Origin of the sequence: Oscillatoria nigro-viridis PCC 7112 (genome assembly GCF_000317475.1) — a bacterium.
Classification (GTDB): Bacteria; Cyanobacteriota; Cyanobacteriia; order Cyanobacteriales; family Microcoleaceae; genus Microcoleus; species Microcoleus nigroviridis.
Map to the genome: position 1 here is coordinate 5,676,471 of NC_019729.1, position 26,259 is coordinate 5,702,729.

Sequence of the window (26,259 nt, forward strand, 5' to 3'; positions counted from 1 at the left end):
TGAAAATTTGGGGTCAGCGCGTTCCCGTACCGTCACTTTTCGGGTTCCCGTTCGGGGGTGGTTCGTATTCTTGGGGATTTCCCAACCTAGAGGTTGGTGTAACTGTCCAAACCGTGGAGGTCGATCGATCTTTTGTGAAGTTGGTGGTTGAGTTGCTGGCAAGTCGAGCCGCATTTGCGGTGCCGACTGTATTCACTTGCAGGCAGGCAGTCAGGGTTGCCGTTGTTGTGAGCTGAATCAATGTACGCATAGTATTCACAGCCTTATTCAAATCACCGCAATAGATCCACGTCTGTACCACCTATTATATCTATCAATTTCAGTATTTCCACTGATATTTTTACATTTACTTTAATTAACTTTCATAAGTTTACATAAATTTGTTTACATTAAGGCTTTTTAGCGATTTGAATTTGGTTTCAGGTTGTGATTTATTTTAATATTTTGTAACATTTAGGTGAGACGGCAAGTTGGTCTCATAAGTTTTATATTTTGCTAAATCTATCTAATGACAGATGACAGATGAGATAATTTTAAGTTATGTGATTTTAGATTTGAGATTTCACTACTTTGGACATTTTTTTGAACGGTTTCAAAAAGCTTAGATGCCTTACAGTTTAAGGATCGAGCTATTTTTTTAAGTTAGCTGTACGGGGGACGCCTGAAATAATATCTCCCTCACCGCCCAATTAGGATTTGAGGTCTAAAAATTGCTCAAATTTTGTCTGCAATAATTGAGATTTTAGATAAAAAATTGAATAAATACAAATGACTTATCAAGCTCGGGGTGGGGACTTTACCTACAGTTGCATTATGTTTTTAACTGTCTTAATTAATAAAAGTTATATTGATTTTTCCCGCGTTCCTTAGCACGATACATCGCAACATCAGCATTCTTAACTAAAATCTCTGGCTCTTGACCGTCAATGGGATATAAACTAATGCCAATACTTGTAGTTACAGAAACTGTATGTTCTTCTAAAATAAAAGGCTGCATGATGGCGTCGCAAATTTTTTTAGCTACTTTCGCAGCTTCCTCGCGACCTGGAATTGCGGGCAAAATGACTGTGAACTCGTCGCCACCCAACCGCGAGATAGTATCGCTGCCGCGCAAGCATTTTTTGAGCCGACTGGCAACTGTTTTTAAGAGTAAATCGCCCACATTGTGTCCGAGAGTGTCGTTGATTGACTTAAATCCATCTAAATCTAAAAACAGTAAAGCTACCAATTTCTGATTGCTGGAGGCTCTTTCTAGAGAGGAATGCAAGCATTCGTAGAACATTTGGCGGTTCGGCAAACCGGTCAGAGCATCGTGATAAGCTTGGTGGCTGAGCTCAGCATTTTTTTGTTCTAGGGCATTTGCCCGAAGTTGGCGCTCGGTAATATCTCTGATTGCTCCGACTAAAAATAGGTTGCCGGCAGCATCTTTATGCAGGGATCTTTTAGTGGCAATCAGATGCGTAATTCCGTTAGCGTCAGTAAAATATTCTTCATTTTCTCGGGGCTGGTGAGTTTGAAATACTAATTCGTTTTGCTGCCAAAATATCTCGGCTTCGGCTTGGGGAAATAAATCGTAATCGGTTCGGCAAGTTAAAATTTCTAAAGGATAGCCAATAAACCGACAATATGCCTGATTCAAAACTACGCAGCGGTGATTTCGATCTTTGACAAAAATGGGGTCGGGAATTGTATCGATTAGCGATTGTAAAAATTCTTTAGATCGTTTTAATTCTTCTTGCAAGTGAGCCAGATAACCCACAACTGCGACACCAGAACCCACAAGACTGAGGATTGGAGGAATTAACGGTAGCCACCAACCTGCTAAAAATGCTAAGTATAAACTGGCACTCAGACCTAGAGAGATACTTAATAAACAGTAAGCCGATCGACCGAGCGATCGCAAATTCCAACTCACATTTGCTCCCGCCCAAGACCACAGTAAAATCCACAGCAACTCCGCAGCCTCTGGCCAGACATTGATACCCCCGCGCCCGTCGATGGCTGCACTCAAAATTTGGCTCAAGAAATGAGCCTGAAGCTCGACTCCCGGTATTTGCTGGGGAGGAGCAAACCAACCTGAACTGTAAGCATTTTGGTAAAAGTCTCTGAGGCTGGGGGCATTTGAGCCGATCAAGACAACGCGCGACCGTACAAAATCAGCAGGTACTTTGCCAGAGAGCACATCGCCCATCGATGCAGTGCGAAAACTGCCTCGCGGGCCGCGCAGGTTGGTCAAAATTTGATAGCCGCGGCTGTCCGAGCGAACGTAAGCACCGTCATTCGGTTGAAAAGGTCGAAAAACCCCCTTGCCTAACTGCAAGTATTTAGGATTGATTCTTGCTGGTTGAGGGGAAATTCCTTCGCTTTTGAGGTAAAGCAAAGCCAGTCTGAGTGCGAAACTTTGATGAGTTTTGCCGTCTCCGGGCCAAGCGTAGAGCAAAGTTCGCCGCACTTTTGAGTCAGCGTCGGTGACAACGTTGTTAAAACCGATTCGATCGAGCTTGTCAAGTACCGGAGGCGGGCGAACTCCGAAGCGGGTTTCGTCTGGCATCAACTCAATCCCGATTAAGTTGGGAATAGTTTTAAAAGTTTTGAGCAATTCGGCGTTACCCGGTTGAGTTGGCAAATCTCGGTAAACGTCGAGGCCGATCGCCCGCGGCTTGCCCGCGTGCAATTTTTGCAGCAACTGGGCCAAGACAGCATCCGAAATTGGGTAGCCGTATTTTTGCAAGTCAGCTTCCTTAATTTCTACAATGACGATGCGCGAGTCAATTGGTTCGGGCGACCGCCAGCGCACAAAGTGGTCGAAAGCAGCCCATTCCCACACCTGAAAAAATCCGAACCAGCGCATTACAATTACCGTACTAGCCACGGCACTCGCAGTAATCAATACTCGGCGTTCTCGATCGACCCATTTTTTGATATTTTTTAGCATATTTTGGGGATTTGGGCACCGCCCTGTGAGCATCTCAACTACTACTAGGTATAGGTTTTACATCTTCGAGGCGATCGGCTCAGTCGATTTGAGATTTGAGATTTGAGATTTGAGATTTTAGATTATCCAATTTTTTGGTTTTTCGGTGCGGGCGAGTAGATTTGAGATTGGAGATTTTAGATTATCCAATTTTTTGGTTTTTCGGTGCGATCGGGCTGCAACAGCAGAAACCGGGTTTCGCGCAACCAAAATATGTCATTTCAACAATCATTCTGGAAGCAGAAACCCGGTTTCTGGCATTTTTATGTAAAAGTTTTAGTAGTTATTCGCCGATTTAAATACTAGAAACCCACAACTTGTTTTAAAATTTTTCGTTCTCACTAATTTTTACTATTTTTTAATTGATTATAGATGTAAGATTTTAGATTGATTTCGCAGCACGAACCCACGATAAACTAAGTTAAAAACCAGGATATTTCCTGCACCTCAATCTAAAATCTGTCATCTAACATCTGCAACTTTCCTGTCAGTTTTGAAAGTTGCGGGGGCCCGTGTAACCGGATACATCAGCGAGTTTACCCAAAGATTGCGTCCCCGAATAAAACTGACCGTTAATCTCCCAAGTCGGGAAACCTTTAACATTCGCAGCAGCAGCTTGGCAAATTTCAGCGCGGGAATTTTGCCCCCTGGGATCGCATTCAAAATAATCAATTATTTTGGCTGCTTCTTTGCCGAACAGCATTTTTTGGTCGTGGCAGTGGGGACACCAGTAAGCGCCGTACTCTTTAGCGCCGATTTGTCGGAGATGGCGGGCCAAAGCAATTTCGGCCGGGCCGGAGGTTGTAGTGACGGCAGGGGGTGCAATACCTGCGGTAGAGACAGTAGGAGGAGGTGAGTTGACGCTGTTATAAAGTCCCAAGGCGCCGATCGAACTCACCATTGCCACCAAAATGCCTGTAAACACCAACTGTCCGATATCTTCCCACTCGCGCCCGACTAGCACCAGCACAAACAGCGACAGCGAAAATAAGGCAGAAGTGACGCAGTAAATGCACAAGTCCTGAATTTCAAAAGCCATCAAATACATCAAATAGCTGCTGAAAATTACCATCGCAGCCGTGATGATAAATAGGGCTTGCCAAGTTTTGTTTTCTAGTTGAGAGTGCAATCCTTTCTTGGTGTCGGGATTTACAGCTTTGGGAGCCAAGGCTAGGATTGCTATAGTCAAGTAAGCTAAAAAACCTAACAAGCTTAAAGGCACTGTGCCAAAGACTGTAGCGTAGGGACTGTTTAGAACTTTGTCGCAGCCGCTGGTGGGACAAATGACCGAGCCAGTCGTGAATTTAGCGATCGTGAGATAGGCCGTTTCTACGACGCCTATGGCTGCGATCGCTGCCATCACAGTCCTAGACCAGCGATGAATCCAAGGGGTTGAACGTCGGCGAATCATTTTTTGATTGGGTAATTAATAATTGGGACGTTGAAAGAAGAAGGAATTTGGGCAACTAGCAATGTCAGGGTTTTAAGGGATTGAACGGATGGATGTTGAGGGAAAACGTCAGAAGTCAGAGAAAAGAAATAGCTATCCGTGTATCTGTGACTTCCGTGTCGTGAATCAAGGAAATTGGGAATTGGTGATTGGGAATTGGTGATAGATAATTGGTTATTTTTTCACGGTTAGCTCTTCGTTTTCAGCGATTACCGATTACCCGTTACCGATTACCCGTTACCGATTACCCATTACCCCTTCCCATTTTACGTTTTACTTGTGACTTTGCCCGGTTCCGGTGTGGGCCCTCTTGAGCCATTAGCATCTCTATTTTCCTGTTCGCGCTCTTGCTGTGACAAGCTGCGGCGGGCGGCTTCTACAAACTGACTGACGCGGATCGGATCTATAGGCTGCTCGATGCGGCCGTTTCGTTTCAGGGAACTCGATACGATTACGCCGTCAGCGGCCTGCATGAGGGTGGAAATGTTTTCCCACGACGCGCCACTACCGATGAAAACTGGAATTCCCGCCGCTGCTGCACTCGCGAGTTCTAAGTCTTGGAGATTGGGAGGGCTACCAGTTGTCCAGCCGGAAAGGATTACGGCGTCGGCTAAAGCTCGCCCGATCGTCTCTTGGACGGCTGTGGTCAAGTTGGGGCTGCCTAGGGGTCGCCCGTGCTTGACTAACACGTCTGCTAATATTTTGACATCGCTGCCCAATTCCCGGCGGTAGCGCAGTAGCTGGTGAGCTTGGCCTTCAATTAAGCCTTGGTCTGTAGCCATGATGCCGTTGAGGACGTTGACGCGGATGAATTGAGCTCCTGTGCAGGAGGCGATGGCGATCGCGCTGTGGGCGTCGTTTCGCAGCACGTTAACGCCGATCGGCAGCGTCACGAGATTTGTCAGCCTCTCAACTACCAGAGTCATGGCACTTACCACAGCCGGATCTACGCTGTCTTTGGCAAAAGGAGCGTCGAAAAAGTTCTCAACTATGATACCGTTTGCGCCACCAGAAGCCAGCGCTGTAGCCTCTTGCTCGGCTCTTCCGATAATAGCTTTGAGGTTTCCGCCCCAGCGGGGAGAAGTTGGCAAAGGCTGTAAATGTACGACACCGATTATGGGATTCGGCGTTTTGAATATTTGTTTTAAGTCCACGGATTTTCCTGAAACCACCAAGTTCACTGACTGCTGACGGCGGATGAGTCACGGTATATTCTAGAATTCTATAGCAAATATGCTGAGAACCCCGTGTCTTTAGACCGGGGATGAAAGCTAGAGGCAGGCTTTAGCCTGCAAGTTACCTTCGATTGCTTTGCTTGTCGTTGACTCTACAAAATGCTACTTTATTTTGTAGAGTCAGGGAAAACGAGCAGTGTTAAACCTTAGTTACGAGTACAAATTGAAGCCAACCGCAGAGCAAGCTCAAGAAATTGAGCGCCTTCTAACGGTTTGTCGCAAGGTTTGGAACTACGCCTTGCGGGAACGCAAGGACTGGATCGACTCTCGTAAATGTGCGGTCAATGCTTGCTCGATTTCTAAGGAATACATCATTCCGCTTGATGCAGCTTACCCAAATTATTTCCAGCAAAGCAAATCATTGACAGAAGCAAAAGAGCAAATCCCAGAGCTAAAAACTGTGAACGCTCAAGTACTCCAACAAATCTTAAGACGACTGGAGACAGCTTTTGTGGATGTGCAGCGCAAAGGAATGGGTTTCCCAAGGTTTAAAAACCAGTATCGGATGAGGTCGTTTGTATTCCCCCAAATGCTTAAAAATTGCATCCAAGGGAATTCGATTCAGCTTCCCCAACTGGGTCAAGTGGAGTTCATTAAGTCTAGGGAGATACCAGACGGATTTGTAATCAAGCAAGCTCGGATAGTTCGCAGGGCTTCAGGGTATTTTGTCGTGATGTCACTGAGGTGTGATGTTAACGTGCCCGACCCTGTAGCATCGGGAAATCCAATAGGGCTCGATCTTGGTTTGGATCAATTCTTGGCAACATCTGATGGTGAAGTAGTTAAACGTCCCAAGTTTTTGAAGACCAAACATCGCAAGCTGAAATTGCTGCAACGTCGGTTAAAGAACAAGAAAAAAGGGTCAAACAACCGCCACAAGCTAAACAGAAAGATAGCTAGACATCATCAGCATATTGCCGACACCCGCAAAGATTGGCATTTTAAGCAAGCTAATCATATTTGTGACCAGGCCGGAATGGTATTCGTCGAAGATATCGATTTCAGGGTTTGGGCTAAAGGGATGTTTTGCAAGCATACGCTAGATACTGGGTTTGCCCAATTCGTGTCAATACTGCAATGGGTTTGCTGGAAACGAGGCGTATATTTTGGCAAGGTGAATAAAGATTACACCTCGCAGGTATGCCCTCAATGCGATACGCACACAGGTAAAAAGCAGCTTAAAGAAAGACTCCACCAATGCCCTGAGTGTGGTTACACGACGCATAGAGACGTAGCAGCAGCTCAAGTTATCCGCTTTTCAAGGATTGTCTGAGGAGGGACGCTTCTTGGACATTAAAGAAAATGCTTGTGGAGACGGTCTGACGGGGACTGGCAACGGTCTAGTTAAGAGTCGCGGAAGCAAGAAGAAGAAAGCTTGAGGGTGTGGCCCCGGCCCACCCTCAAGCAGCCTTTAAGAATCCCCGCGCTGGTCTGCCGGGGAGTACCGTCAACGAGGTTAAGTCGTGAAAGTTGTTCTCATAATTTTGGCTGTCACCGCAGGATTGGGGGCGGCAATCGAAGTGCTGCTGCGGGTGCTGCTGGGTTTTGGTAATCCCTTGATTTATATTGCCGATGCCGAGTGCGGCTATTTGTTGGCGCCCAACCAGAAAGTGCGCCGCTTGGGCAACCGGATTGAGATTAACGAGTATTCGATGCGTAGCGGACCGATCGCCCCGATCGCCTCTCCAGAAACTCTGCGCGTCTTGCTGTTGGGAGATTCTGTCGCCAACGGCGGTTGGTGGACTCATCAGACAGATACGATCTCGGAAATTATGGCTCGGAATTTGAGACTGCTAGTACAGAATCTGGCGAGCGATGCACAATTACGTTCACAAGTCAACTATTCAAATTTTGAAGTTCTCAACGCCTCAGCCAATTCTTGGGGGCCGAGGAATCAACTTGCTTACGCCAAGCGGTTCGGTGTTTTTGGGGCAAAGGCTGTGGTTTTGCTGCTCAATACGGACGATTTGTTTGCATCGGCTCCTTGCGATCTGGTTGTGGGGCGCGATCGATCTTACCCGGATCGCAAACCCCGATCGGCTACGCTAGAGTTATTGAGCCGCTACCTGCTACCTGCAGTGCCGACTCGCCAATTGGCAGCACCCGGAGCCACAAGCGGCGATGTAGTAGGCTGCAACTTAGAGGCTATTCGCCAAATCCAGAAAATAGCTGTATCCGCCAACGTCGAGTTTTTGCTAGCCGTCACGCCCAAGCGGGGCGAACTCGGCGGCCCGGGCCCTCGCGACTGGGAAGTCAATGCTAGAGCGCGTCTCGCCGAACTCGTAGAAACAGAGAAAATTACTTACATAGATTTTCTTCCCATTTTCAATTGTGCGACCGAATTTCCAACTTTGTATCGAGACAGCATTCACCTCAGTCCTCAAGGAAATCAGCTAGTTAGCAAAACCATCAGTCGTCAAATAGTCGCTCTTTTTTGGCATAAATCGTGACTTCACCTAAAGACGGATACTTGCCTACAACTCCTGTTGTCGAGAGCAAAAAAGTTGAAACCTTAGTTCAAGCCCCCAGATTCATCTGCAGAGTCAATCGATTTGAGATTTGAGATTTGAGATTTTAGATTAAAGCCTTGACTTGCGCGAGATAAATACGTTCGGCTCTTTATCGGATACAGGTTTTTTATTTCTGGACGGATGAATCCGGGGGCTTGTATCCTGGATGCTTGATTGTCAATCTAAAGTCTAAAATCGTTCGACGCTCGCGCAACTCGACGCACGCGCTCGCCGAACTTCTCACGCCGAATTGTCCAATCTCAAATCGACTGACATCGAATCCGGTTGCATGGGAACAGTTACCCTCTTCAACGAACAACAAACCCAAACTGTAAAAGCACCCGGAAACGACAGGATTTGTCTCGATTTAGCTAACTTGCAATGTAGACTCTAGCTCTTTCGGATACCAAGCTTGACCGTCGAGAGCCATTTGCTCGATCGAACTCGCAAGCCGCAGAGCTTTGAGAGCTTGTTCTCCTCCCACAGAAGGCTGATTTCCACCCCGCACGCAATTAATAAAATGCTCCAATTCTGCGTGGAGCGGTTCAATATTGCTGGTGTAAACTTTCTCGATCAACCCATCTTGACGGTAAAGCACCTGACCGTAATCCGTCACGTAATTGGCGGTTGTTTGCCGGTGAATCAAGATTTCGTTGTTGAGAAAATCTGCCTCTGTCAGAGAATTCTTGCAGTGAGCCACGATTGAACGGAGTTTGCGGTGCGTCACCTTACTGGCAGTCAGGGTGGCGACAATGCCGTTAGCAAAGTTCAACGTCGCTGTCACGTAGTCTAAATAACCGGAATCTGAGGCCCTGCTGCCGCTGGCCGTCAGCTTCACCACTTGGGAATCTGCCAATTCCAAAAGCAAGTCGATGTCGTGGATCATTAAATCCAAAACTACCGATACGTCGTTAGCCCGCTGGGAATAGGGACTCATCCGGTGAGCTTCCAATGCCAGTAACTCTTCAGTTTTCAGCACTTTGCCGAGTTCCTGAAAAGCTGGATTGAAGCGCTCGATGTGACCCACTTGTAAAATCCGGTGGGCCTCAGCAGCCGCGTTGACCAAAGATTCGGCTTCGGCAATGCTAGCCGCGATCGGCTTTTCAATTAAAACGTGAACACCCGCTTGGAGACAAGACATCCCCACAGGGTGGTGCAGGCGAGTTGGAACGGCGACGCAAACTGCATCTACGTGGGCGAGCAAATCTCGGTAGTCTTCAAAGAAGCGAACCCGGTATTTGCTTGCTACATCTATTCCCCGCTCTACATTTATGTCTGCAACACCCACGAGTTCGATATCTTTTAGCAAGCTCAGAACTCGCGTGTGGTGCTGGCCCATATTGCCAACCCCAATCACCCCAATGCGGAGGGGTTCGGGTTGACTTCGCTGGGCGAAAACGTTTGCGTATCCCAATGACATCCTATCTAGCACTCCTGGATTCTCCTCCACCACCACAGGAATCAAGCCCCTTGGCTTCCCTCAGCTACTCACAGCCATCCAGATAGTACCACAGTCAAACTATTTGTGAAGAATTTCTAAGTTCAGTTGCGATTATCGCATCAGGCAACTAAGCAGTAGCGAATCATACACAAGGGCAGAATACAGGGGTAAAATGCCTGGAAATTGCGTATTGACACAATTTATTAAGTGTGCGTATACATCGGGACGATCGTCTGCAGCATCGCCACAACACAAACCCGTCGGAATATTTGGCGATTGCGATCGAACATTTTTCTGGTTTGCGTTCAAAAGTAATAGTAAAAGTCATAAATTATACAAATAAAACAGGTGACACATCAGTATTACTTCGGTTGTTTACATTCGGCAATCTTGGAATTCAAAAAAATTTACTTTAAGAATGCGGATAATTACGGGCGATCGCTAACTCACATAAATTAGACTTACGTAAAGCTTAATAAAAAACAATGAGTCAAAAACAAAGGCCCAGATTAGGAAGTGCGATCGCTAAGCTGTCGCGCATTTAAATTGTATATTCTCCGCGGGCTCATAGGCCCACCCCACAAGACGGGGATTTTTTTTAACAGACAATTTAAATGTAGAACAGCTTAGCACAATTTTAAGTTATGCAGCGGTGTCATTCGTAGGAGTTGACCAAGCACAAGCCGCTGTACTAACCTACAATTTCCAAGTGGAAAATAGTTCACGTAGCGGTTTTTTTAAGTTGAATAACTCCTCGCTTACAGGAATAGGATATGAAGAAATTGCCGTTTCCGAGGGAAGATTGGAAGGATGGGAAAAATATTACAATTTGGCAGGGGCTACAGCTTCTTTTGAGCAAGGAGATTTTCGCGGACTGCGTACAGACAGATGAACTATCAATCATATATAGACGATGGATTGCTCATCGTCGATACCTATATTCCATACTCTAGAGGGTGGGGGTACTCTGATGTTTATTACACCCTAGTGAATACCGAACCCGAACCAGTTCCCGAACCTCTCGCCGCTGGGGGCACAGCTTTAGCATTGGCAGGTTTAACCTGGTTAAAACACAAGAAAAAAATGGCAGTTTGAAGTGCGATCGCACCTTAACAATTAAGCACTCAGCAGTCACTTTTCAGAAAATATTCGAGTTGCAAAATTTTGCTTTCGATTCGGAGACAGAGCTCTGGCTTTCAAAATCGCGGCTACCAAAAACGCATAGGACAAAACTCCCACCAATGCCAGCAAAAGTACGCTGGCTGCTCCTGACGCATTCCACAAAGCGTGAAGTGCGGAAGCGCTGAAATAACCTACGCCCAAAATTTGCCAGCGCTTCCTGGGTTTGAGGGCGCTCAAACCGATAAAATATCCCAAATAGCCGCTGTAAGCCATGTGTCCGGCGGCCGAACCCAAAATGCGGGGAATTAGCAACTGCAATCCTACTAATTGTCCGGCGTCCGGCCCTGCTTGCAGGGTGACATTTTGGATGATATTGGGAACGTACTGTCCCAGAGTTTCTAACAGTGTAAAGCCGACTGCCGAGGCACTTCCTAAGAGAATTCCGTCTAAAGGTTCCCAAACGCCGATTCGATCGCGCCACGGATTTTTCAGCCAATTTCCCAGCAACATCGCTCCCAAAACGGGCAGGGCTTTCAGCAATTCTTCCATTAGACCCGCCCCGAAAAACATTCTGGTCAAAAAAGGCAAAAAACTGATTGTTTCGCCTTCGGTTGGCAGGCGGCCGGGCAAAATTTCTCTAAATACTAATATAAATCCAATTAATAAGGGGCTGATCACAATCAGGACTGTAGCTAAAGCCGAACCAAGCAACATCCACCAAGGCTTGTGTTTGCCACAGAGTTGATAGATAAAGTAGTAAGCCGCACCGGCGAGGTAAGCTGACAGCAGCAGGTTGAATGCTGCGGAATTTCCAACCGCGACAAACATCGACACGACAACAATAACTGTGGCGATACCTGGATATAAGTAAGCTTTTTGGCTTAATTGTTTGCCAGTGGAGGCGATCGGGAATAATTGAGTTAAAGTGAGAGCGTCTTTTTCGCTACCAGCAAAATTGCCCGTTTCTGGTGCTCTTAATCCGGGTTTATTTTGGTAAGGGGTTACGGGAGATTCAAATACAAATTCAGGGCCGTCAAGGCCGAGACTGATGCGATCGCCTGTTTCTAAAGTTTGGCAGCCAAAGAGCTTTTTTCCGTTGATATAAGTTCCGTTAGCGCTGTTGAGGTCGCAAATTTCCCATCTCGTCAAAGTACCCTGAGTTAGGGGACGGATCGTGGCGTGGCGACGGGAAACCATGCCGTGACCGATCGACTCTAAAGCTATTTGACAATTGCGATCGCGTCCGATGACCAATTCCCCATCTTCAGAAAGTTGGTATTTGGATGCTGGGGTTCCCACAGCGTCTTTGGCTGGCACTTGTCGCAGAAATCCGATTTCATTAGTCATGAGTTATGAGTCATTAGTCATTAGTCATTAGTCATTGGTCATGAGCTCGCGAGCTGTTAGCTGATGTTATTTTTGAGCAGTCTTTATTCCACAGTTATTGGTTGTTAGCTGCTGACTAATTAGTAATTACTAATTACTAATAACTGCTGACTAATGACTAATGACTAATAACTCTGCTTATAGATTTGCCCTGGCATCCTGAACGGCTGCATAGAAAAATATGCCAGTTAGCGGTACGCTGAGGGCGAGAATGATGCCCGTGACTAAATTGCCAAGTTGAGCTTCTCCCGAGGACAGCTCAAAGATGGAGCCGACTGCTGCGATCGCAGTGATGCACGAAAGAGCTAAGAGTAAACCACTTTTCGGAGTTCCTGCCATCATACTGATTTTACTGCCTTTGGCGAAAATTTATGCTTGATTAATGCTTCATTCAGTGCCAGCTTGTTTTCTACTCTGTCTACAAACAGCACTCCGTTGAGGTGATCCATTTCGTGCTGAATTGCCCTCGACAGTAACTCTTTTGCTATCAGGGTTTGTGGGCGGCCGTATTCGTCGCGGTAGGATACTTCAATGACTTCTGGGCGTTTGACTTCTAAATAAACTCCCGGAATGCTCAAACACCCTTCTTGCAAGATGCAGATATCGCTGCTGCTACTTTTGATGGTGGGATTGATCAAAACGATTGGGGGTGTGGCGGGGTTTTCCGGGTCGCAGTCGAGGACGATTACTTGTTTGTGGACTCCGACTTGGGGGGCGGCCAAACCGATACCGTCGGCACTGTACATGGTTTGCAGCATTTCTCGGACTAGCTGCCGAATTTCTGCATCGACGCTTTTGACGCGCTTGGCTGGCTGCCGCAGGACGCGATCGCCTAATGTGTGTATTGTTAGGGGCGGTTTTTCTAACTTTTTCTTTTCAATCAAGACCTGAGCCGTCATAAGACCTCGCGGGATGTTTGGAAACCCCAACGAAAGCTGTTGGGGGATGAAATTGGAACCAATACTATGTATTTTCAATATACATCTAATTTTAAGTAGCCATGACTGGAAACGCACCAAACCAACGGCCGGTTATTTCTCTGGGGCTTTCGCCTGTTTTAGTGACGGTAGAACTTTTAGCTGCGATCGCGGTTTTGCTGGCTGTTTTGCTCATCGTACAGTTTTGGGGGGTTTTGCCCGATCGAATTCCGATTCATTTCGGCTTGGGGGGGCAGCCTGATACTTGGGGCGACAAGCTGACGATTTGGATCGTGCCAGCGACCGCTGCAATTACTTTTGCAGTTTTAACTGCGGTATCTCGTTATCCGCATACTTTTAATTATCCGGTACGGATTACTGAGGAAAATGCGCGCCAGCAATATCTGTTGGCGCGAAGCCTTTTGGTTTGGCTGAAAGCTGAGGCTTGTTGGCTGTTGGCATTTGTGGTGCGACAGCAAATTCTCGTGGCTTTGGGCAATGCTCAAAGGTTTAGTGTGGAGTTAGTTTTGGGGATAATTGTTTTGATATTTGCGACGGTTGGCGTGTATTTTCGCAAGGCTTATTTGGCTCGCTAGATGTAGGGCAAAACAATTACAGATACCAACATTTTTTTGGTTATAAAAGTATTAACAGCTAATGATATTATGTCCCGTCGAACAAATCAAATATTTTGTTTAAGCTAGTAATTAACTGGACATGATAAGAATCACAGGCGAGATGTTTGTGCTAGGGTAAACGCCGATCGACTAACCCATCAGATATGTTTGCTGATTGTTCATCGGCAATACTCGCAACCGTCTATTTTTCAAATCGGGTTCTAAGCCTAGTTCTTCCATTGGAATCACGCCCAGCAAAACAGCCGCAACGCCTTCGGGCAATTCTAAACAATCAAATCTGCCTTCTCTCCCCTCTACAATAATTTGAGCGCCTGCAAAAATTCGACCTTTTTTGATGCCAGCCGATGTTTCTACATCTCTTTCTCCTACTTGTCTTAAACCTAGTTGGCTAATAATGGGAGCTGGCAAGGAAAGCAGAGTAGCTCCGGTATCGACAACAACGTTATCGAGGTAAACAGAGCGAACTTCCTCAGCAGGAATGAAACCCCGTTCAGCCATAACTAGATCGATAAAATTCGTGAGGGTGATTGTAGTGATTACTTGACCCATTTGTTTTTCTTGCAGATTGGGGAGTACCAGGGCCATAGTATGTTACCTCTTTGAGTGTAATTAGTGGAGATTTATATTGTAATATTATCTAGAATCCTGCTTGGTTAGTTAAAATCGTTTTATTGACCAGCCACAGTTAGAATTTGCCTCAACGCATGACACCAGAACCAAACTCTTCTCAACCCAATCGCCCTGAGTCTAACGTGACTGTAGAAAGTCTGAACGGTGCGAACCCGACTGTGCCACCAGAATCAGGGAAAATCGTCGCTACTGCTGAACCCGAAAAACCGGTGCCGCCACCTCCAAGTCGCAAGGTTTTATTGCCGCGGCAGCCGGAACAAACGACTGCTGAGAAGTCGGGGTCGGTGCTGACGCTGGGGTCGATCGCAGCGATGATTTTTGGGCTGGCAAATGACAACATTTGGCTGGGTTTAATTGGCGCTGTCGGTGCGATCGGCATATCGCTGCGGCTGATGTGGCCGAGTTGGGGCAAAATCTGGGCGCAGGTAATTCCGCCTACTTGGCGCACGCTGATTGTCGCCTGCTTTGGGCTTTTAGCTGGGATTGTTGGCTTGCTGATGCTCAGCGGTACTAATACTGAACCGGGAAGCCGCAACATCCAAATCAACTGGGACGCCATCGGCGCTCTAGGCGAGCTGATCGGCGCTTTGGGCCAAATTTTGATCGCAATTTTGGGCGTTTACGTGGCTTGGCGGCAGTACGTGATCTCGAAAGATTTGACGATTCAGCAAAATCGAATTACGCAGCAGCAAACGATCGATGCTTATTTTCAAGGGGTTTCGGACTTAGCCCTTGACGAACAAGGGTTTTTGGAAGACTGGCCGCAGGAAAGGGCGATCGCAGAAGGGCGCACCGCTGCAATTATGAGCAGTGTAGATGCTGAAGGTAAAGCTAAAATTCTGCGGTTTTTGTCGCAGTCGAGATTGGTTACTCCTCTGAAGCGCGATCGGCTTTTAGGCCGCGCCATCCTTGACGGCGACGGCGGCTACGCTGAAGATAGAGAGCACGGTATCCGCGTTATCGATCTCAATGTCATGTTAGCGGGTGCTGACCTGGCTGGCACTGATTTGCGGTGGACGGATTTGAGCGAAGCCAACCTCGTCCGCGCCAATCTCAGCAAGTGCGATTTAGTGAAAGCCAACCTCTCCCGCGCTGTCTTGTACGACGCCAATCTCGCTCGCGCCGACATGAGAGGCGCCGCTTTATTCTACGGCTCGGCAGAAACTGCATCCCCCCGCAGCCGTACCGAATTTCCCAACTATCAAACGGGCGAACATACCGGCGCTGTGGTTGAACGTGTTGATTTCACCGGTGTCAAGCGGCTATCGGAGGAGCAGCGCTATTACTGCTGCGCTTGGTGCGGCTCGAAGTCGAGAGAGACTATTCCCGGCGGCTGCGAAGGGATTCCCAATAAACTCGGACGGTGACATCCTCCTATGCTGAATCAAAGATTACAGCGTAAGCTTGTTAAACGAAGCCGCCCCGTCACCGGAGCGACTCGTCTTCAGAACCGTGCTTGCGGATTTCTCCGCACACGGCTCCTCTGTGCTTTGGTGCTGGTTACGCATACCGCCAGCTCGATCGTCCTTGGCTGTTTTAACATCGTGGCAATGTCGATGGAGGAGTGTTGTCACTGTAGTTGAGATTTCAGGGTGCTTGCCCATTCTCGTACTCCAGTATAGAAAATCTCCGTCATAAGGGCTGCGATTCCCTTGCACTTTTATGTGTCTGCCGATGGGTGTTTCAGAGTGCTTTTTGAGGCGCATTACTTTTCCTTTTTTCCTAGAGGCAAAACTCCAATTATCGTTTTCTATGGTTGGCCAGTATTTCTTAGCTACCCATCCCGGAGTTTTGTTCGGATGACGAGAATTTGCCCAAGCTCTAAGTTGCTGGTAGGTAAGCATATCCGCTTTCTTATAGCGCTCCTAAATTAGATGTGAACACCCATCTGGTAAAATATAAAAGACATAACTAACAAAATATTCTCAGAATGGATAGCCAGGTACTCGAACCCAAAAAGCAAGAACTAGAACATTTTATTCAAGGAAATCCAGATGCTAGAGAAGTCAAAGGAGCATTAGCGGTTAAATGGAGTTTTTCAGGAATATCCTATCGTCAAATTAGAAAACTGTTAAATGTCTCTTTAGGATTTATTAGTAAGTGGCATAAATTTTTTTCAACCTGGGGAGTGAACGGGCTAAAAATAGCTGACCAAGGGAAGCCTAGCTATTTAAGCCAATCAGACAAAGAAGAAATTATCCTCTGGTTAAGTCAGAAGTAAATATGGGATTTGGCAGAATTAGCTATCCATATAGAGTCAAAATATGACGTAATTTATCAGTCTCAACAAAGTTACTATTCTTTATGATAATCAGCCAAAATTAGCTGGAAAAAGTCCCAGAAGAAAAATCCCCAAGGCGATCCTAAATTCGTAAGTGAAAAAAAAAGAAATTAATCAGTACCTAGAAACATGGAAGTCAGATCTAGAAAAAGATAAGTTATGCGTGTTTATGTTGGATTAGTGTCACTTATTGTGGGAAGATTTATGCGGGTATATCTGGGGAAAAAGCGATAGGAGAATAGAAGTAGAGATGACAAATCAGAAACAGAGACAAACCTATTATGGGGCATGAGATTATGGAAATAAAGAATTTTTAGTCCGACCATATAAGAAAGGAGATTCATCAAATACAATTAGGTTTTTGAAAATTTTAATAAAACAACGCCCCAACTCAAGACTGACAATTATTTGGGAGGGAGCAAGTTATCATAAATCACAAGAGTTAAGGGATTATTTAGACTTAGTAAATAAAGGAAAAAGCCCCGAGGAATGGAAAATAAATTGTATCTCCTAAGCTCCGAATGCCCCTGAACAAAATCCACTCGAAGATATTTGGCTACCAGGAAAAAATCTCCTGAGAAAATTCGCAGATCGCTGTAAATCTTTTGCAATCGTCAAGAGATTATTTATGTTTTTTCTTAATCGTCAAGTATTTGGCTTTCCGAAAATTTATATGTATGGGTAGTGTTCACAAGTCATTTAGGATAGCTATATGAGTGATTCAAACTCGGGCGGCAGCATATTTTCGGCATTCCAATCTTTTGGATCAACAATATCTGTGGCTTCTATTCCTAATGCTTTAGCTATGTTGGTAACTTGCCATCTTTCTACGCCATTAGGACAGTCTTTTGTACCGAGTAAGCGCTTAATTGTGTCCTCGGAAACATTAGTTTTGTCCGCGAGTTTTTTTATCGTCAATCCAGCTTCTTGGTATGATGCTATGAGCTTAATTTTTCCAGTTGCACTCGATTGAACTTGATCGAATTAGCGCATAGTATTTTTTAGGTATCGTTGTTAGTTTTTCAGTTAATTCGATAATTCTATAATCCGACAGTCCGACAGGGAATGAATTCCCTGTCTCATAGCGAAAGTCCTCTCAAAGAGGACTAAAAATTAGTATTTTAGTCGGTTTTAACCAACTTTTGCTATTAGCCAGGGAATGAATTACCTGGCTAGTTTCGGGGGAATGAAACAGCATTGGGGCTAGCGGGAGCGAGATTGCAGGATTATTCATCCGTAACTCCGATCGCACTCACATTCTATATTTAAATATTTCTGTCTGTATAGGACAGATAGTTTGTAATCTCTTGCCCTATCTGCCCCAAAAATTAGGGCAGATCGCAAATTAAAACTCGCCCTATCTCCCCTAGACTCTGGCTGTTTGCTTCGGTAGAGTAATTGTAGAAACAAAAACTTATCAGTATTTAGGAAAGGAAACTGTTATGAATTTTAACTTATTCGGCAACTCGCAACCTGATGAAGATTATAGCGAAATTAAGCAAGAAATGCTGCGAGAATCATTGTGGCAAGTTCGCCAAAGCTACAATCTTGCCCTTTTTGTCACCGCTGCATCGGCAATGGTTACTTTCGGAGCGATCGCACTTCTATTTTGTGAGAAAATCTCAGAGGCTACTCTCACTGCTTCGGGCGGATTGTTGACAAGTTTGGGCAGCATTGAGTTTGCCCAGCAAAAGAAGAAGGAATTGCTGCAGATGATGGATGATTTGGAAGACTAACATCCAGTTTTAGCTTCCCAACTTCTTTCCTCCTCCCCCGGGGCTGGAACGCAGCTAAATTCTAGGGACACGGCAGTGCCGTGTCCTGACTTAGATATCCTAGTTTTTAGCCGCCCCAAACTTTCTTCAAAACCTCTTGAGGAGAGATGTCTGCCATTTTGCCAGTAGGAGATTTAATGCCCAAAAATCGATCGCTTTTTGGCAACAATTTCGCCGGTTCAGTCGGGCCAAACAAAGCTATTGTATAAGTTTGAACCGCCACAGCTAAGTGCATCGGCGCACTGTCAGTACATATCATCAAATTAGCAGCAGCAATAGTGGCCGCCAACTTGCCGACATCATCCGGCGAGATAACTTTTACATTCGGACATAACTCGACTAACTTTGTTACGAAGTCTGCATCTTCGGGGCCTTTCACAACAACAACGGGCAAATTCGGCTGCCGCTGCTGACAGTCTTCGATGATTTGTTTCCAGTTGTCTGTAGGGTAAATTTTGTCAATACCTTTAGACACAGCTAATTGACTGGAACCGCCGTGAATTAGAATGTAGCCGCTTTCTTTTACGCCCAACCGCTGCTGTTCGGCTTCCGCCCACTGAATGTCCTGTTTTGGTACATTAATTGCCAGTGGCGGACAAGGATTTTTAATGTTAAATCCTTGCAGCAAATCGTGGTACATTGAAGCGGCGTACTGTTCAGTTTTCAGCGGTACAGCAGCAGTGAGAAATCGAGCGCCGTTGGTTCCCGAATAGCCTACTCTCTGCGGAATGCCGGTCAGCCACAGCAGCAGCCCTACAGTCCACCGCTGGCCGAGGGAAATCACTGCTTCGTATTCGCGATCGCGAATTACGCCTAGTAAATTGCCCCAATCTGCCATAGCGTTGCGGTCTTTGAAATTGTACGTCAAGACTTCTTTGACGGATTTGCAGACTCGGTAAGCGCCCTTTGCCCTCGGTTCCACCATGACATCAATTTGCGCCTCTGGATAAGACTGCTTGAGGTCATCGAGGGTGGGGAAAAATAAAATTTGGTCGCCAATGCCGCCAGGGACAAGTGCTAGTATTCGCATCATAAACGATCGGGCTATTATTGATCGAGGTAGCTCTCAGAGATCGGCTCTCAACTATCAGCTTATAGTATTTCTAGACCTTAAAAGCTACTGGCTGACAGCTAAACAACTGACTCAAAAGTACAGGACGCTCTTATTATATATATCTAGTTGGGTTAAAAACGGTTAGTAAATGCACTTATTAATTCCTGCAGCGGGTTCGGGGCGACGGATGGGGAGTCAGCGGAACAAACTGCTGCTGACTTTGCTCTCTAAACCATTGCTGAGTTGGACTTTGGCTGCGGCTGAAGCTTCGCAGCACATTAGCTGGATTGGCATCATGGGCCAGCCAGACGATTTTCCTGATTTTAAAGCAATTCTGAGCGATTTATCTTTGGTTAAGCCTGTGGAACTGATTCAAGGAGGCGCCACCAGGCAAGAGTCAGTTTACAACGGTTTGCAGGCTTTGCCGCCCAATGCCGATCGAGTGTTGATTCACGACGGCGCGAGGTGTTTGGCAACTGCTGAATTGTTCGATCGATCGGCAGAGGCCCTCTTGACCTGTCCGGGCTTGATTGTCGCCGTCCCGGTCAAGGATACGATTAAGGTCGTAGATGAGCGTCGGATCGTGCGAGACACCCCTGAAAGAAGCAATTTGTGGGCAGCCCAGACTCCCCAAGGATTTGAAGTGAAATTGTTAAAGCAGTGTCACGAAGAAGGGCGACAGAAAGGTTGGGAAGTTACCGACGATGCGGCTTTGTTTGAAAAATGCGGTTTACCAGTGCAAATTGTGGAGGGAGAAGAGACGAATTTGAAAGTCACAACACCCGTTGATTTAGCACTAGCGGAATTTATTTTGCGGCAGAGAACAGAGCAGAGTAAATAGAATTTGTTGAGTATTTTTAATAACGGGCTCTTCGGCCTGTTCCACAATCATAATTTGTTAGTTGTGGCACAGGCATCTTGCCTGTTCAATAATAATTTATTTGTGGCACAGGCATCTTGCCCGTTCAATAAAAATTTGTTAGTTGTGGAACAGGCATCTTGCCTGTTCCTTATGTTATCTTAGAAATATCATATCTGGAAGTAAACATATGATTTCTGTTGCACCGATCGCACCTCCGTTACTCATAGGCGAAAAGCGAGTATTGTTGAGAAATATTACTTGGCAGGGTTATCAACAACTGCTACAGATTTTAGGCGATAACCGAGCGGCTACATTGATATTCGATCGAGGGACTTTAGAAATTACCATGCCTTTAGAAGAACACGAATTTTCAGCACGCTTAATCGAAAAACTGATTTGGATTTTGGTGGTAGAACTAGGTTTGAAGATTAAAACGATGGGTTCGACAACCCTGGATCGATCGGACTTAAATCGCGGCGCAGAACCAGATAATGCCTATTATATCCAAAATCAGCCCCTCGTCGCCGGTCGTACAGTAGATTTAGCCACAGATCCGCCACCCGATTTAGTCGTAGAAGTAGATATCACCCATACCGATATTGATAAGCCAGCTCTCTATGCCAGTATGGGAGTACCCGAGTTTTGGCGGTACAATGGTAGAGAATGGCGAATTTATAAGCTAGAGAACGATGAGTATTTGGAAGTATCGGTCAGCCCCACTTTTCCGATCGTTCCCAAGGAAAAGCTCTACGAATTCTTGGCAGCAGCGCAGCTAGATGAAGTAGAAGCGGAGGTTAATTTCCGCAACTGGGTGAGAGATATGGCGAAATCTAACTAGGGAATTGGGCATTAGCGGCCGCCAAATTACGAGCTTCATCATACCGTATTTTCAAGAGAGAAGTTTCCTGTTTCGTTAGTAAGGGCTTGCTGTTGGTCTGACGATAATTTCGCTAACATCAACATCGTCAGGTTGTTCGATCGCAAATAGAATCGATCGCGCGATCGCAGCAGCAGGAATAGCTATTTTGCGAAATTCTTGCATTCCCGATCTTGCAGTTTCATCAGTGATGCTCTCGGCTAACTCAGACTCCGTTACTCCAGGAGAAATCACCGTCACCCGAATGTCGCCCCCAACTTCTTGTCTCAAGCCTTCTGAGATGGCTCTAACGGCGAATTTAGTAGCACAGTAAACAGCAGCAGTAGGAGAAACCGCGTGTCCGCCGATCGAGGAAAGATTAATAATCTGACCAGATTTTTGTGCTTTCATGACCGGAAGTGCCGCCGCGATGCCGTACAAAACACCTTTGATATTGACATCAATCATGCGATCCCATTCTTCAACTTTCAGTTGTTCGAGTGCGGATAGGGGCATGATGCCAGCATTGTTAATCAGGACATCTACGCGATCGAACTTACTTTGGGCAAATTGAACGAGATCCTCGATTTGACTGCGTTGCGTCACATCTAGAGCCTGGTATTCGACTGTTCCACCCTCGGTGCCAATGTCCTTGGCGATCGCTTCTAGGCGATCGGTGCGACGTGCGCCTAAAACCACTCGCGCGCCGTTTTTAGCAAGCAATTTAGCAGTGGCTTCACCAATTCCGCTACTCGCTCCAGTGATGATAATGACCTTTCCATTTAAGTTTGACATTGATATCTCCTATTTTTGTGATGTTACTGGGAATTTGATGTTATTTTCCTGAAACAACTCTTTGAGAGTTCCTGCCGCAATCAAGGCGCGGGGGAAACCGGAAGTCACTGTGGTGATATAAATAACTTCCATCAGCTCTTCCGGGGTAGCACCGTAATTCAAGGCATATTGAGCGTGAACTTTGAATTGCGGCATTGTGCCTTGTGCCGCAAACCCTGCAAGTGATATAAGCTGGCGGGTTTTATTATCTAGCACCTCACGAGCCCAGATATCGCCTAGGGAATATTTGAGCGTCATGTCGGCAAGTTCTGGGAAATCTTTTTGAAGCTGAACAAAATGCGGCGGCAAACCTTTTCCACCTGACAAACTATTCAGAACTTTTTCGCCCCGATCTTGGCGTGTCATTGTTTCAGAAGGTTGTAGAACTGTTTCTGGCGATCGGGTAGGTGAAACCATAAATATTAATCCCGCTACGGTGAAAGTTAAAAATTGCTTGTTCATGATTTTGCCTCGCTGATAGATTTGCTAACATTTTCCTTCAAGCGAGGCTGATTTTAATTAAAGAAACATATTGCAGTGCAACAGCTTTAGCCCCGATCGCTTCGATCGCACATACAACACTTTTGGCTTCTTCATCGCTGTTGCGATCGGTCACGATCGCATCGACCCCTTTCTTGGCCAGACTCAACGCGGTATTTTTGCCAAGCCCTCTGCTCGCCCCTGTTACCAATGCGATTTTTGTCTTCTCTTCGGTCATTGCCTTATCCTTTTACTGTTTTATTCGCCTGCCTTCATAGTATGAGTAAGAGCAAGAATCCTAAATACACAGACCTCGCACTTTATTGCCTAATCCTCCAAACCCAGATTTCCCGAACCGATAAAGATGCTCTATAATGCAAAAGAGAATGGTTAAATCAATCAAAAACTAGCATGGCGATTGAAAAGGTCAACCAAGCAATCAACCAAAATGCGATCGGCGATCGGTGTCAAGAACTGGCGACATTGCTAACTCGGCACACCGACGGCAAAGGGAACGGCTTTCATAAAACAGAGATAGATAAGCTGGAATTTACGCGAGAATCTTCTGTTCCCGCCGCAATGCACGGTGTCTATCAACCTGTTCTCGGCATCGTCATTCAGGGCAAAAAAGAAGCCTTGCTGGGTGAGGAAACCTATCGTTATGGCCAGGCTCAATATCTTGTCATTTCGGTTGATTTGCCGATTAGCGGATTTGTTGTAGAGGCTACCCCAGACAAGCCGTATTTAGGATTCAAGCTGAATCTAGATCCGCGCCAACTCTGCGACATTATTACTGCCCAAACCAAGCCAAGTGCAAATAAGACAGAAAACTCTGTTAGAGGATTGTTCGTCAGCAATGCCGATGCACCGTTGCTCGATTGTGCTCTCAGATTGACAAGACTTTTGGATACACCGCAGGATATCCCTATCCTGGCACCGATGATTATCCGCGAAATCTATTACCGCCTTTTAATAGGCGAACAAGGCGAAGCAGTCCGCCAGATTGCGACATCTGGCAGCAATATGCAGCGCATCGCTTCGGCGATAAAACTCATCAAAACTGATTTTACAAAGCCGATGCGGGTTGAGTATCTCGCAGGACAAGCCAATATGTCTCCTTCATCTTTCCATCACCATTTCAAGGAAGTGACATCGATGAGTCCACTTCAATATCAAAAGCAATTAAGACTATTAGAAGCACGTCGCCTGATGCTTGCCGAAAACTTCGATGCGGCAAATGCTGCCTATCAGGTGGGTTATGAAAGCCCCTCACAGTTCAGCCGCGAATATTCTCGTATGTTTGGTGCACCGCCGATCCGGGATATTGAGCGTTTGCGTACTGCTTGAGCGTAACTGTTTCGACTATATTGGTTTTGTTCGATTAATACAAGTGGAGGATGAAACGAATGCAATATAGCGGTAAATGGCGGATCGCAGAGATGGAACTGTGGGATAGTGATTACTTAGACATGGAAGTTGAAGCCTATATCGAGATTGAACCCACAGGTTCGGGAGAATTTCAATTCGGTTTAGTATCAGGTCAAATTGACGGCGAAGTGGTAAAAGATCGAGATGATGAGCGATTCGAGTTTACATGGGATGGCAATGACGAATGTGAGCCTGCATCTGGTAGCGGTTGGCTGAGATTAAAGGGTAAAAATTCACTAGACGGTCGAATCAAATTCCACCAAGGCGACAGTTCTAGTCTTGTTGCCAAACGCATGAAATAGGCAATCAGCGATCGTACTATTGCTGATGCGAATTTTTTTAAACAGCAGATGAAAGCAGATAAACGCACATACAATCCCATCCGCGTTCATCTGTGTTCATCTGCTGATATCTGCGGTAACAAAATCCCAATCTAACCAATAACCAATAACAACTGACTTAAGTTTATCATGAAGGATTAATCGGAAAATCGCCCTCACTATCAACCTCTGCGGCACTTTTAACTAAATCCAAAAACGCAAACACGGCCGGAATCAACAACCCATCCCTCAAAACAGCCACCCCAATTACCCTTTCAAAATCCGCAGGCAAACTGCAAACTTTCACCGAAGTAGGTATCGGTTCCGCCGCCAAACGGGGAAGAATTGCTGTACCCAAACCTTGCATCACCATACTGACAATCGTTGAATCTTCGCTGAGTTCGTAAGCGATATTTAAGGGAAACCCCGAAGTTGTCAAATATTTTCGCAGCGGTACAGAACAAGAATTTTCGACCGGCTGCAAAATCAACGGATAAGCCGCTAATTCTTTCCAGGTAATCTTAGCACTTGACAATTTTGCAGTTGGCGGCAGCAATACAACATATTTATCCCGCAAAATTTCCCTTGTTTCAAATTCATGGGAGATGGGAAGAGAGACAAAACCGATGTCTGCTTTGCCCGATCGCAAAGCCTCTTCCACAGCTTGGGTATAATAAACTTCGGTAATGCTAACCGTAATTTTGGGAAAGCAACTGCGAAATTTAGCAATAATACCCGGTAGGATATGAGTTGCGACACTCCGAAAAGTAACTATCCGTACCTGGCCTCCCTGCAAACCTTTTTCTAAATCCGCTTCTTTTACCATCATTTCTAAGGCGCAGGCTATTTGACGCCCGTGACTCACTACCCTTTGCCCCACTGGCGTCAGTTGAGCACCGTGTCGCCCCCGGTGGAACAATTGCACTCCCAATTCTGTTTCTAAAGAGGCGATGGCGTGGCTGATGGCGGATTGGGACAGTTCCAATTGCAAAGCCGCCTCGCTAAAGTTTTCACAGTCTGCTACAGCTATCAAAGCTTGAATCTGAGAGAGTTTCATCCGCCGCGTATTGATTTCCTTCATAGCGTTTGTGCCAGTAGTACCCAAATTGTCACAAGGGTTTCGATATATCGATTTTATTCATACAACCTATGCAAGCAATGCTTTGATTGTCAATTGCCCCAGAGTTAAGGTTAATTTATCAGGTAACAGATCAACTTTTACAGGACTTGCACGACAACGATATTCTGCTGTAATTGCGATGCAATTATTGCAGTTCAAAGCTATTTTTTGTAATTTTATTGGTGCAATTTTTGTAGGAGTTATCACTTTAAGGTGTTGGCTATGTCTACTTACAAAAGTCGGATAAACCCCCGAATAACGATGTTTTTTTGGATAGCCGATCGAGCTAAACCATCCGAAAAACAGCAAGGGCAATCTCTCTTTTCAGCTATAAATAAAATTTGGCATTTTTTGCTCTACCTCATTTCTGGTGAGGACGAACTGAGAATTTGGCAGACGTGCGATCGCTATGGTAACACTTGGTGGCACGGTTGCGATCGGGCGACCGGTCGTTCTACCTGCGTGGCGACGGAGGATGAAATGCGCGCTTGGATCGATCGGCGTTATTGCCAATAGTAGTGTGTGGGTTGCGTGGAAATGAAGTGAAATACAGTCCTCGATTAGCAATTACCAATTAGCAGTTACCAATGAGCAATTACCAAGTAGGAGATGCTATGCTTCAAATATCTTCCGAATGTGCAGCGCCCGTTAGCGGAGCCCTCGAAGAGGATCGCATTATTCTGATGGAAAACGAGGTATACAGATTGCCTCAAACTCATCGAGAAATTCAAGTTTTGTCAGGAACTGCTTGGATCACGCTAGACCAACAGGACATTATCTTGCAAAGCTCTGAAAAAGCATCGCTTCCACCCAGCAAAAACTTTGCTCTCATATCCGCTCTCAACAATATGCCGCTGATTATGGCCGTCTGGCAAGACAAAAACCCAGTCATGCGATTTTAGATTTTAGATTTTAGATTTTGGATTGAAGAATTGGGAACGACTGA

At 45.9% G+C, this 26,259-nt stretch carries 29 protein-coding genes and 1 pseudogene; 14 read left to right on the forward strand and 16 right to left on the reverse strand.

What is annotated here, in order from left to right; genetic code table 11:
• Positions 1-13: 13 nt before the first annotated feature.
• The 4 genes from OSC7112_RS23595 to btpA all read right to left on the reverse strand — a co-directional run bounded on the left by OSC7112_RS23595 (position 14) and on the right by btpA (position 5,578).
• Positions 14-250, reverse strand: a complete 237-nt coding sequence (locus OSC7112_RS23595) for a hypothetical protein (RefSeq protein ID WP_150111593.1) — start codon at positions 248-250, stop codon at positions 14-16.
• A 582-nt stretch (positions 251-832) separates the two neighbouring features.
• Positions 833-2,968, reverse strand: coding sequence for a CHASE2 domain-containing protein (locus OSC7112_RS23600; protein ID WP_015178261.1), 2,136 nt, complete (start codon positions 2,966-2,968; stop codon positions 833-835).
• A gap of 493 nt (positions 2,969-3,461) precedes the next feature.
• Positions 3,462-4,385 carry a vitamin K epoxide reductase family protein gene (locus OSC7112_RS23610; RefSeq protein WP_015178262.1) on the reverse strand — a complete coding sequence of 308 codons (924 nt, stop codon included), beginning with the start codon at positions 4,383-4,385 and terminating at the stop codon, positions 3,462-3,464.
• A gap of 305 nt (positions 4,386-4,690) precedes the next feature.
• Positions 4,691-5,578 (reverse strand): photosystem I biogenesis protein BtpA, encoded by an 888-nt coding sequence (btpA, locus tag OSC7112_RS23615; protein WP_083888198.1) that lies wholly within the window; start codon positions 5,576-5,578, stop codon positions 4,691-4,693.
• A gap of 217 nt (positions 5,579-5,795) precedes the next feature.
• On the opposite strand from btpA, the gene OSC7112_RS23620 reads away from it, so the two are divergent.
• Positions 5,796-6,932, forward strand: coding sequence for an RNA-guided endonuclease InsQ/TnpB family protein (locus tag OSC7112_RS23620; protein ID WP_015178264.1), 1,137 nt, complete (start codon positions 5,796-5,798; stop codon positions 6,930-6,932).
• Positions 6,933-7,122: 190 nt separating this feature from the next.
• Positions 7,123-8,109, forward strand: coding sequence for a GDSL-type esterase/lipase family protein (locus tag OSC7112_RS23625; protein ID WP_015178265.1), 987 nt, complete (start codon positions 7,123-7,125; stop codon positions 8,107-8,109).
• Between the two features lie 427 nt (positions 8,110-8,536).
• Here the strand turns inward: OSC7112_RS23625 and OSC7112_RS23630 are convergent, their stop codons facing one another.
• Entirely contained in the window at positions 8,537-9,589 is a 1,053-nt protein-coding gene (locus tag OSC7112_RS23630; protein WP_015178266.1) for a Gfo/Idh/MocA family protein, read from the reverse strand.
• Positions 9,590-10,262: 673 nt separating this feature from the next.
• Here OSC7112_RS23630 and OSC7112_RS23635 point away from each other — a divergent pair.
• Together OSC7112_RS23635 and OSC7112_RS23640 are read left to right on the forward strand one after the other, a co-directional pair.
• Positions 10,263-10,502 carry a hypothetical protein gene (locus tag OSC7112_RS23635; protein WP_015178267.1) on the forward strand — a complete coding sequence of 80 codons (240 nt, stop codon included), beginning with the start codon at positions 10,263-10,265 and terminating at the stop codon, positions 10,500-10,502.
• Positions 10,499-10,705 (forward strand): PEP-CTERM sorting domain-containing protein, encoded by a 207-nt coding sequence (locus OSC7112_RS23640; protein ID WP_015178268.1) that lies wholly within the window; start codon positions 10,499-10,501, stop codon positions 10,703-10,705. The genes OSC7112_RS23635 and OSC7112_RS23640 overlap by 4 nt, the downstream gene beginning before the upstream one ends.
• Positions 10,706-10,741: 36 nt before the next feature.
• Here OSC7112_RS23640 and OSC7112_RS23645 read toward each other — a convergent pair whose 3' ends face one another.
• From OSC7112_RS23645 to def, 3 genes are all read right to left on the reverse strand, one after another.
• A complete protein-coding gene (locus OSC7112_RS23645; RefSeq protein ID WP_015178269.1) occupies positions 10,742-12,079 on the reverse strand; it encodes a PrsW family glutamic-type intramembrane protease in 1,338 nt (445 codons plus the stop codon).
• Between the two features lie 177 nt (positions 12,080-12,256).
• Entirely contained in the window at positions 12,257-12,457 is a 201-nt protein-coding gene (locus OSC7112_RS23650) for a hypothetical protein (RefSeq protein WP_199292547.1), read from the reverse strand.
• Positions 12,457-13,017: a peptide deformylase gene (gene def / locus OSC7112_RS23655; RefSeq protein ID WP_015178270.1), complete on the reverse strand. Its 561-nt coding sequence runs from the start codon at positions 13,015-13,017 to the stop codon at positions 12,457-12,459. Before def ends, OSC7112_RS23650 begins: the two co-directional genes overlap by 1 nt.
• Before the next feature lie 101 nt (positions 13,018-13,118).
• On the opposite strand from def, the gene OSC7112_RS23660 reads away from it, so the two are divergent.
• Complete coding sequence (locus OSC7112_RS23660; protein WP_015178271.1) at positions 13,119-13,631, forward strand: DUF1648 domain-containing protein; 513 nt, start codon at positions 13,119-13,121, stop codon at positions 13,629-13,631.
• A 171-nt stretch (positions 13,632-13,802) separates the two neighbouring features.
• Here the strand turns inward: OSC7112_RS23660 and OSC7112_RS23665 are convergent, their stop codons facing one another.
• Positions 13,803-14,258: a pepsin/retropepsin-like aspartic protease family protein gene (locus OSC7112_RS23665; protein ID WP_015178272.1), complete on the reverse strand. Its 456-nt coding sequence runs from the start codon at positions 14,256-14,258 to the stop codon at positions 13,803-13,805.
• 119 nt (positions 14,259-14,377) lie between these two features.
• Here OSC7112_RS23665 and OSC7112_RS23670 point away from each other — a divergent pair, with 119 nt between their 5' ends.
• The gene (locus OSC7112_RS23670; RefSeq protein WP_015178273.1) at positions 14,378-15,670 is read left to right on the forward strand and encodes a pentapeptide repeat-containing protein; all 1,293 of its coding nucleotides are present in this window, start codon (positions 14,378-14,380) and stop codon (positions 15,668-15,670) included.
• Between the two features lie 24 nt (positions 15,671-15,694).
• On the opposite strand, the gene OSC7112_RS23675 is transcribed toward OSC7112_RS23670, so the two are convergent.
• The gene (locus OSC7112_RS23675; RefSeq protein ID WP_051041540.1) at positions 15,695-16,147 is read right to left on the reverse strand and encodes a hypothetical protein; all 453 of its coding nucleotides are present in this window, start codon (positions 16,145-16,147) and stop codon (positions 15,695-15,697) included.
• Between the two features lie 86 nt (positions 16,148-16,233).
• Between OSC7112_RS23675 and OSC7112_RS38560 the strand changes: the two are divergent.
• Positions 16,234-17,269, forward strand: a pseudogene (locus tag OSC7112_RS38560) (IS630 family transposase).
• A 23-nt stretch (positions 17,270-17,292) separates the two neighbouring features.
• Here OSC7112_RS38560 and OSC7112_RS42450 read toward each other — a convergent pair.
• Positions 17,293-17,502 (reverse strand): helix-turn-helix domain-containing protein, encoded by a 210-nt coding sequence (locus tag OSC7112_RS42450; protein ID WP_041622706.1) that lies wholly within the window; start codon positions 17,500-17,502, stop codon positions 17,293-17,295.
• Positions 17,503-18,026: 524 nt separating this feature from the next.
• On the opposite strand from OSC7112_RS42450, the gene OSC7112_RS23690 reads away from it, so the two are divergent.
• A complete protein-coding gene (locus OSC7112_RS23690) occupies positions 18,027-18,320 on the forward strand; it encodes a TRADD-N-associated membrane domain-containing protein (RefSeq protein WP_015178275.1) in 294 nt (97 codons plus the stop codon).
• Between the two features lie 106 nt (positions 18,321-18,426).
• Here OSC7112_RS23690 and OSC7112_RS23695 read toward each other — a convergent pair whose 3' ends face one another.
• Complete coding sequence (locus tag OSC7112_RS23695) at positions 18,427-19,389, reverse strand: glycosyltransferase family 9 protein (protein ID WP_041623406.1); 963 nt, start codon at positions 19,387-19,389, stop codon at positions 18,427-18,429.
• 172 nt (positions 19,390-19,561) lie between these two features.
• Here OSC7112_RS23695 and ispD point away from each other — a divergent pair, with 172 nt between their 5' ends.
• Together ispD and OSC7112_RS23705 are read left to right on the forward strand one after the other, a co-directional pair.
• Positions 19,562-20,254 carry a 2-C-methyl-D-erythritol 4-phosphate cytidylyltransferase gene (ispD, locus tag OSC7112_RS23700; RefSeq protein WP_015178277.1) on the forward strand — a complete coding sequence of 231 codons (693 nt, stop codon included), beginning with the start codon at positions 19,562-19,564 and terminating at the stop codon, positions 20,252-20,254.
• Positions 20,255-20,462: 208 nt separating this feature from the next.
• The gene (locus OSC7112_RS23705) at positions 20,463-21,113 is read left to right on the forward strand and encodes a Uma2 family endonuclease (protein WP_015178278.1); all 651 of its coding nucleotides are present in this window, start codon (positions 20,463-20,465) and stop codon (positions 21,111-21,113) included.
• A 75-nt stretch (positions 21,114-21,188) separates the two neighbouring features.
• Here the strand turns inward: OSC7112_RS23705 and OSC7112_RS23710 are convergent, their stop codons facing one another.
• The 3 genes from OSC7112_RS23710 to OSC7112_RS23720 are packed head-to-tail and all read right to left on the reverse strand — an operon-like array spanning position 21,189 to position 22,683.
• Positions 21,189-21,926, reverse strand: a complete 738-nt coding sequence (locus OSC7112_RS23710) for an SDR family oxidoreductase (protein ID WP_015178279.1) — start codon at positions 21,924-21,926, stop codon at positions 21,189-21,191.
• 9 nt (positions 21,927-21,935) lie between these two features.
• Positions 21,936-22,427, reverse strand: coding sequence for a carboxymuconolactone decarboxylase family protein (locus OSC7112_RS23715; protein WP_015178280.1), 492 nt, complete (start codon positions 22,425-22,427; stop codon positions 21,936-21,938).
• 37 nt (positions 22,428-22,464) lie between these two features.
• The gene (locus OSC7112_RS23720) at positions 22,465-22,683 is read right to left on the reverse strand and encodes an SDR family NAD(P)-dependent oxidoreductase (protein ID WP_015178281.1); all 219 of its coding nucleotides are present in this window, start codon (positions 22,681-22,683) and stop codon (positions 22,465-22,467) included.
• Between the two features lie 173 nt (positions 22,684-22,856).
• Between OSC7112_RS23720 and OSC7112_RS23725 the strand changes: the two genes are divergently transcribed.
• Together OSC7112_RS23725 and OSC7112_RS23730 are read left to right on the forward strand one after the other, a co-directional pair.
• A complete protein-coding gene (locus OSC7112_RS23725; protein ID WP_015178282.1) occupies positions 22,857-23,792 on the forward strand; it encodes an AraC family transcriptional regulator in 936 nt (311 codons plus the stop codon).
• Positions 23,793-23,842: 50 nt separating this feature from the next.
• A complete protein-coding gene (locus tag OSC7112_RS23730) occupies positions 23,843-24,175 on the forward strand; it encodes a hypothetical protein (RefSeq protein ID WP_223300681.1) in 333 nt (110 codons plus the stop codon).
• 166 nt (positions 24,176-24,341) lie between these two features.
• Here OSC7112_RS23730 and OSC7112_RS23735 read toward each other — a convergent pair whose 3' ends face one another.
• Positions 24,342-25,274 carry a LysR family transcriptional regulator gene (locus OSC7112_RS23735; protein WP_015178284.1) on the reverse strand — a complete coding sequence of 311 codons (933 nt, stop codon included), beginning with the start codon at positions 25,272-25,274 and terminating at the stop codon, positions 24,342-24,344.
• A gap of 300 nt (positions 25,275-25,574) precedes the next feature.
• Here OSC7112_RS23735 and OSC7112_RS23740 point away from each other — a divergent pair, with 300 nt between their 5' ends.
• Positions 25,575-25,829 (forward strand): hypothetical protein, encoded by a 255-nt coding sequence (locus OSC7112_RS23740; protein WP_015178285.1) that lies wholly within the window; start codon positions 25,575-25,577, stop codon positions 25,827-25,829.
• 71 nt (positions 25,830-25,900) lie between these two features.
• The gene (locus tag OSC7112_RS23745; RefSeq protein ID WP_223300682.1) at positions 25,901-26,215 is read left to right on the forward strand and encodes a hypothetical protein; all 315 of its coding nucleotides are present in this window, start codon (positions 25,901-25,903) and stop codon (positions 26,213-26,215) included.
• Positions 26,216-26,259 lie beyond the last annotated feature (44 nt).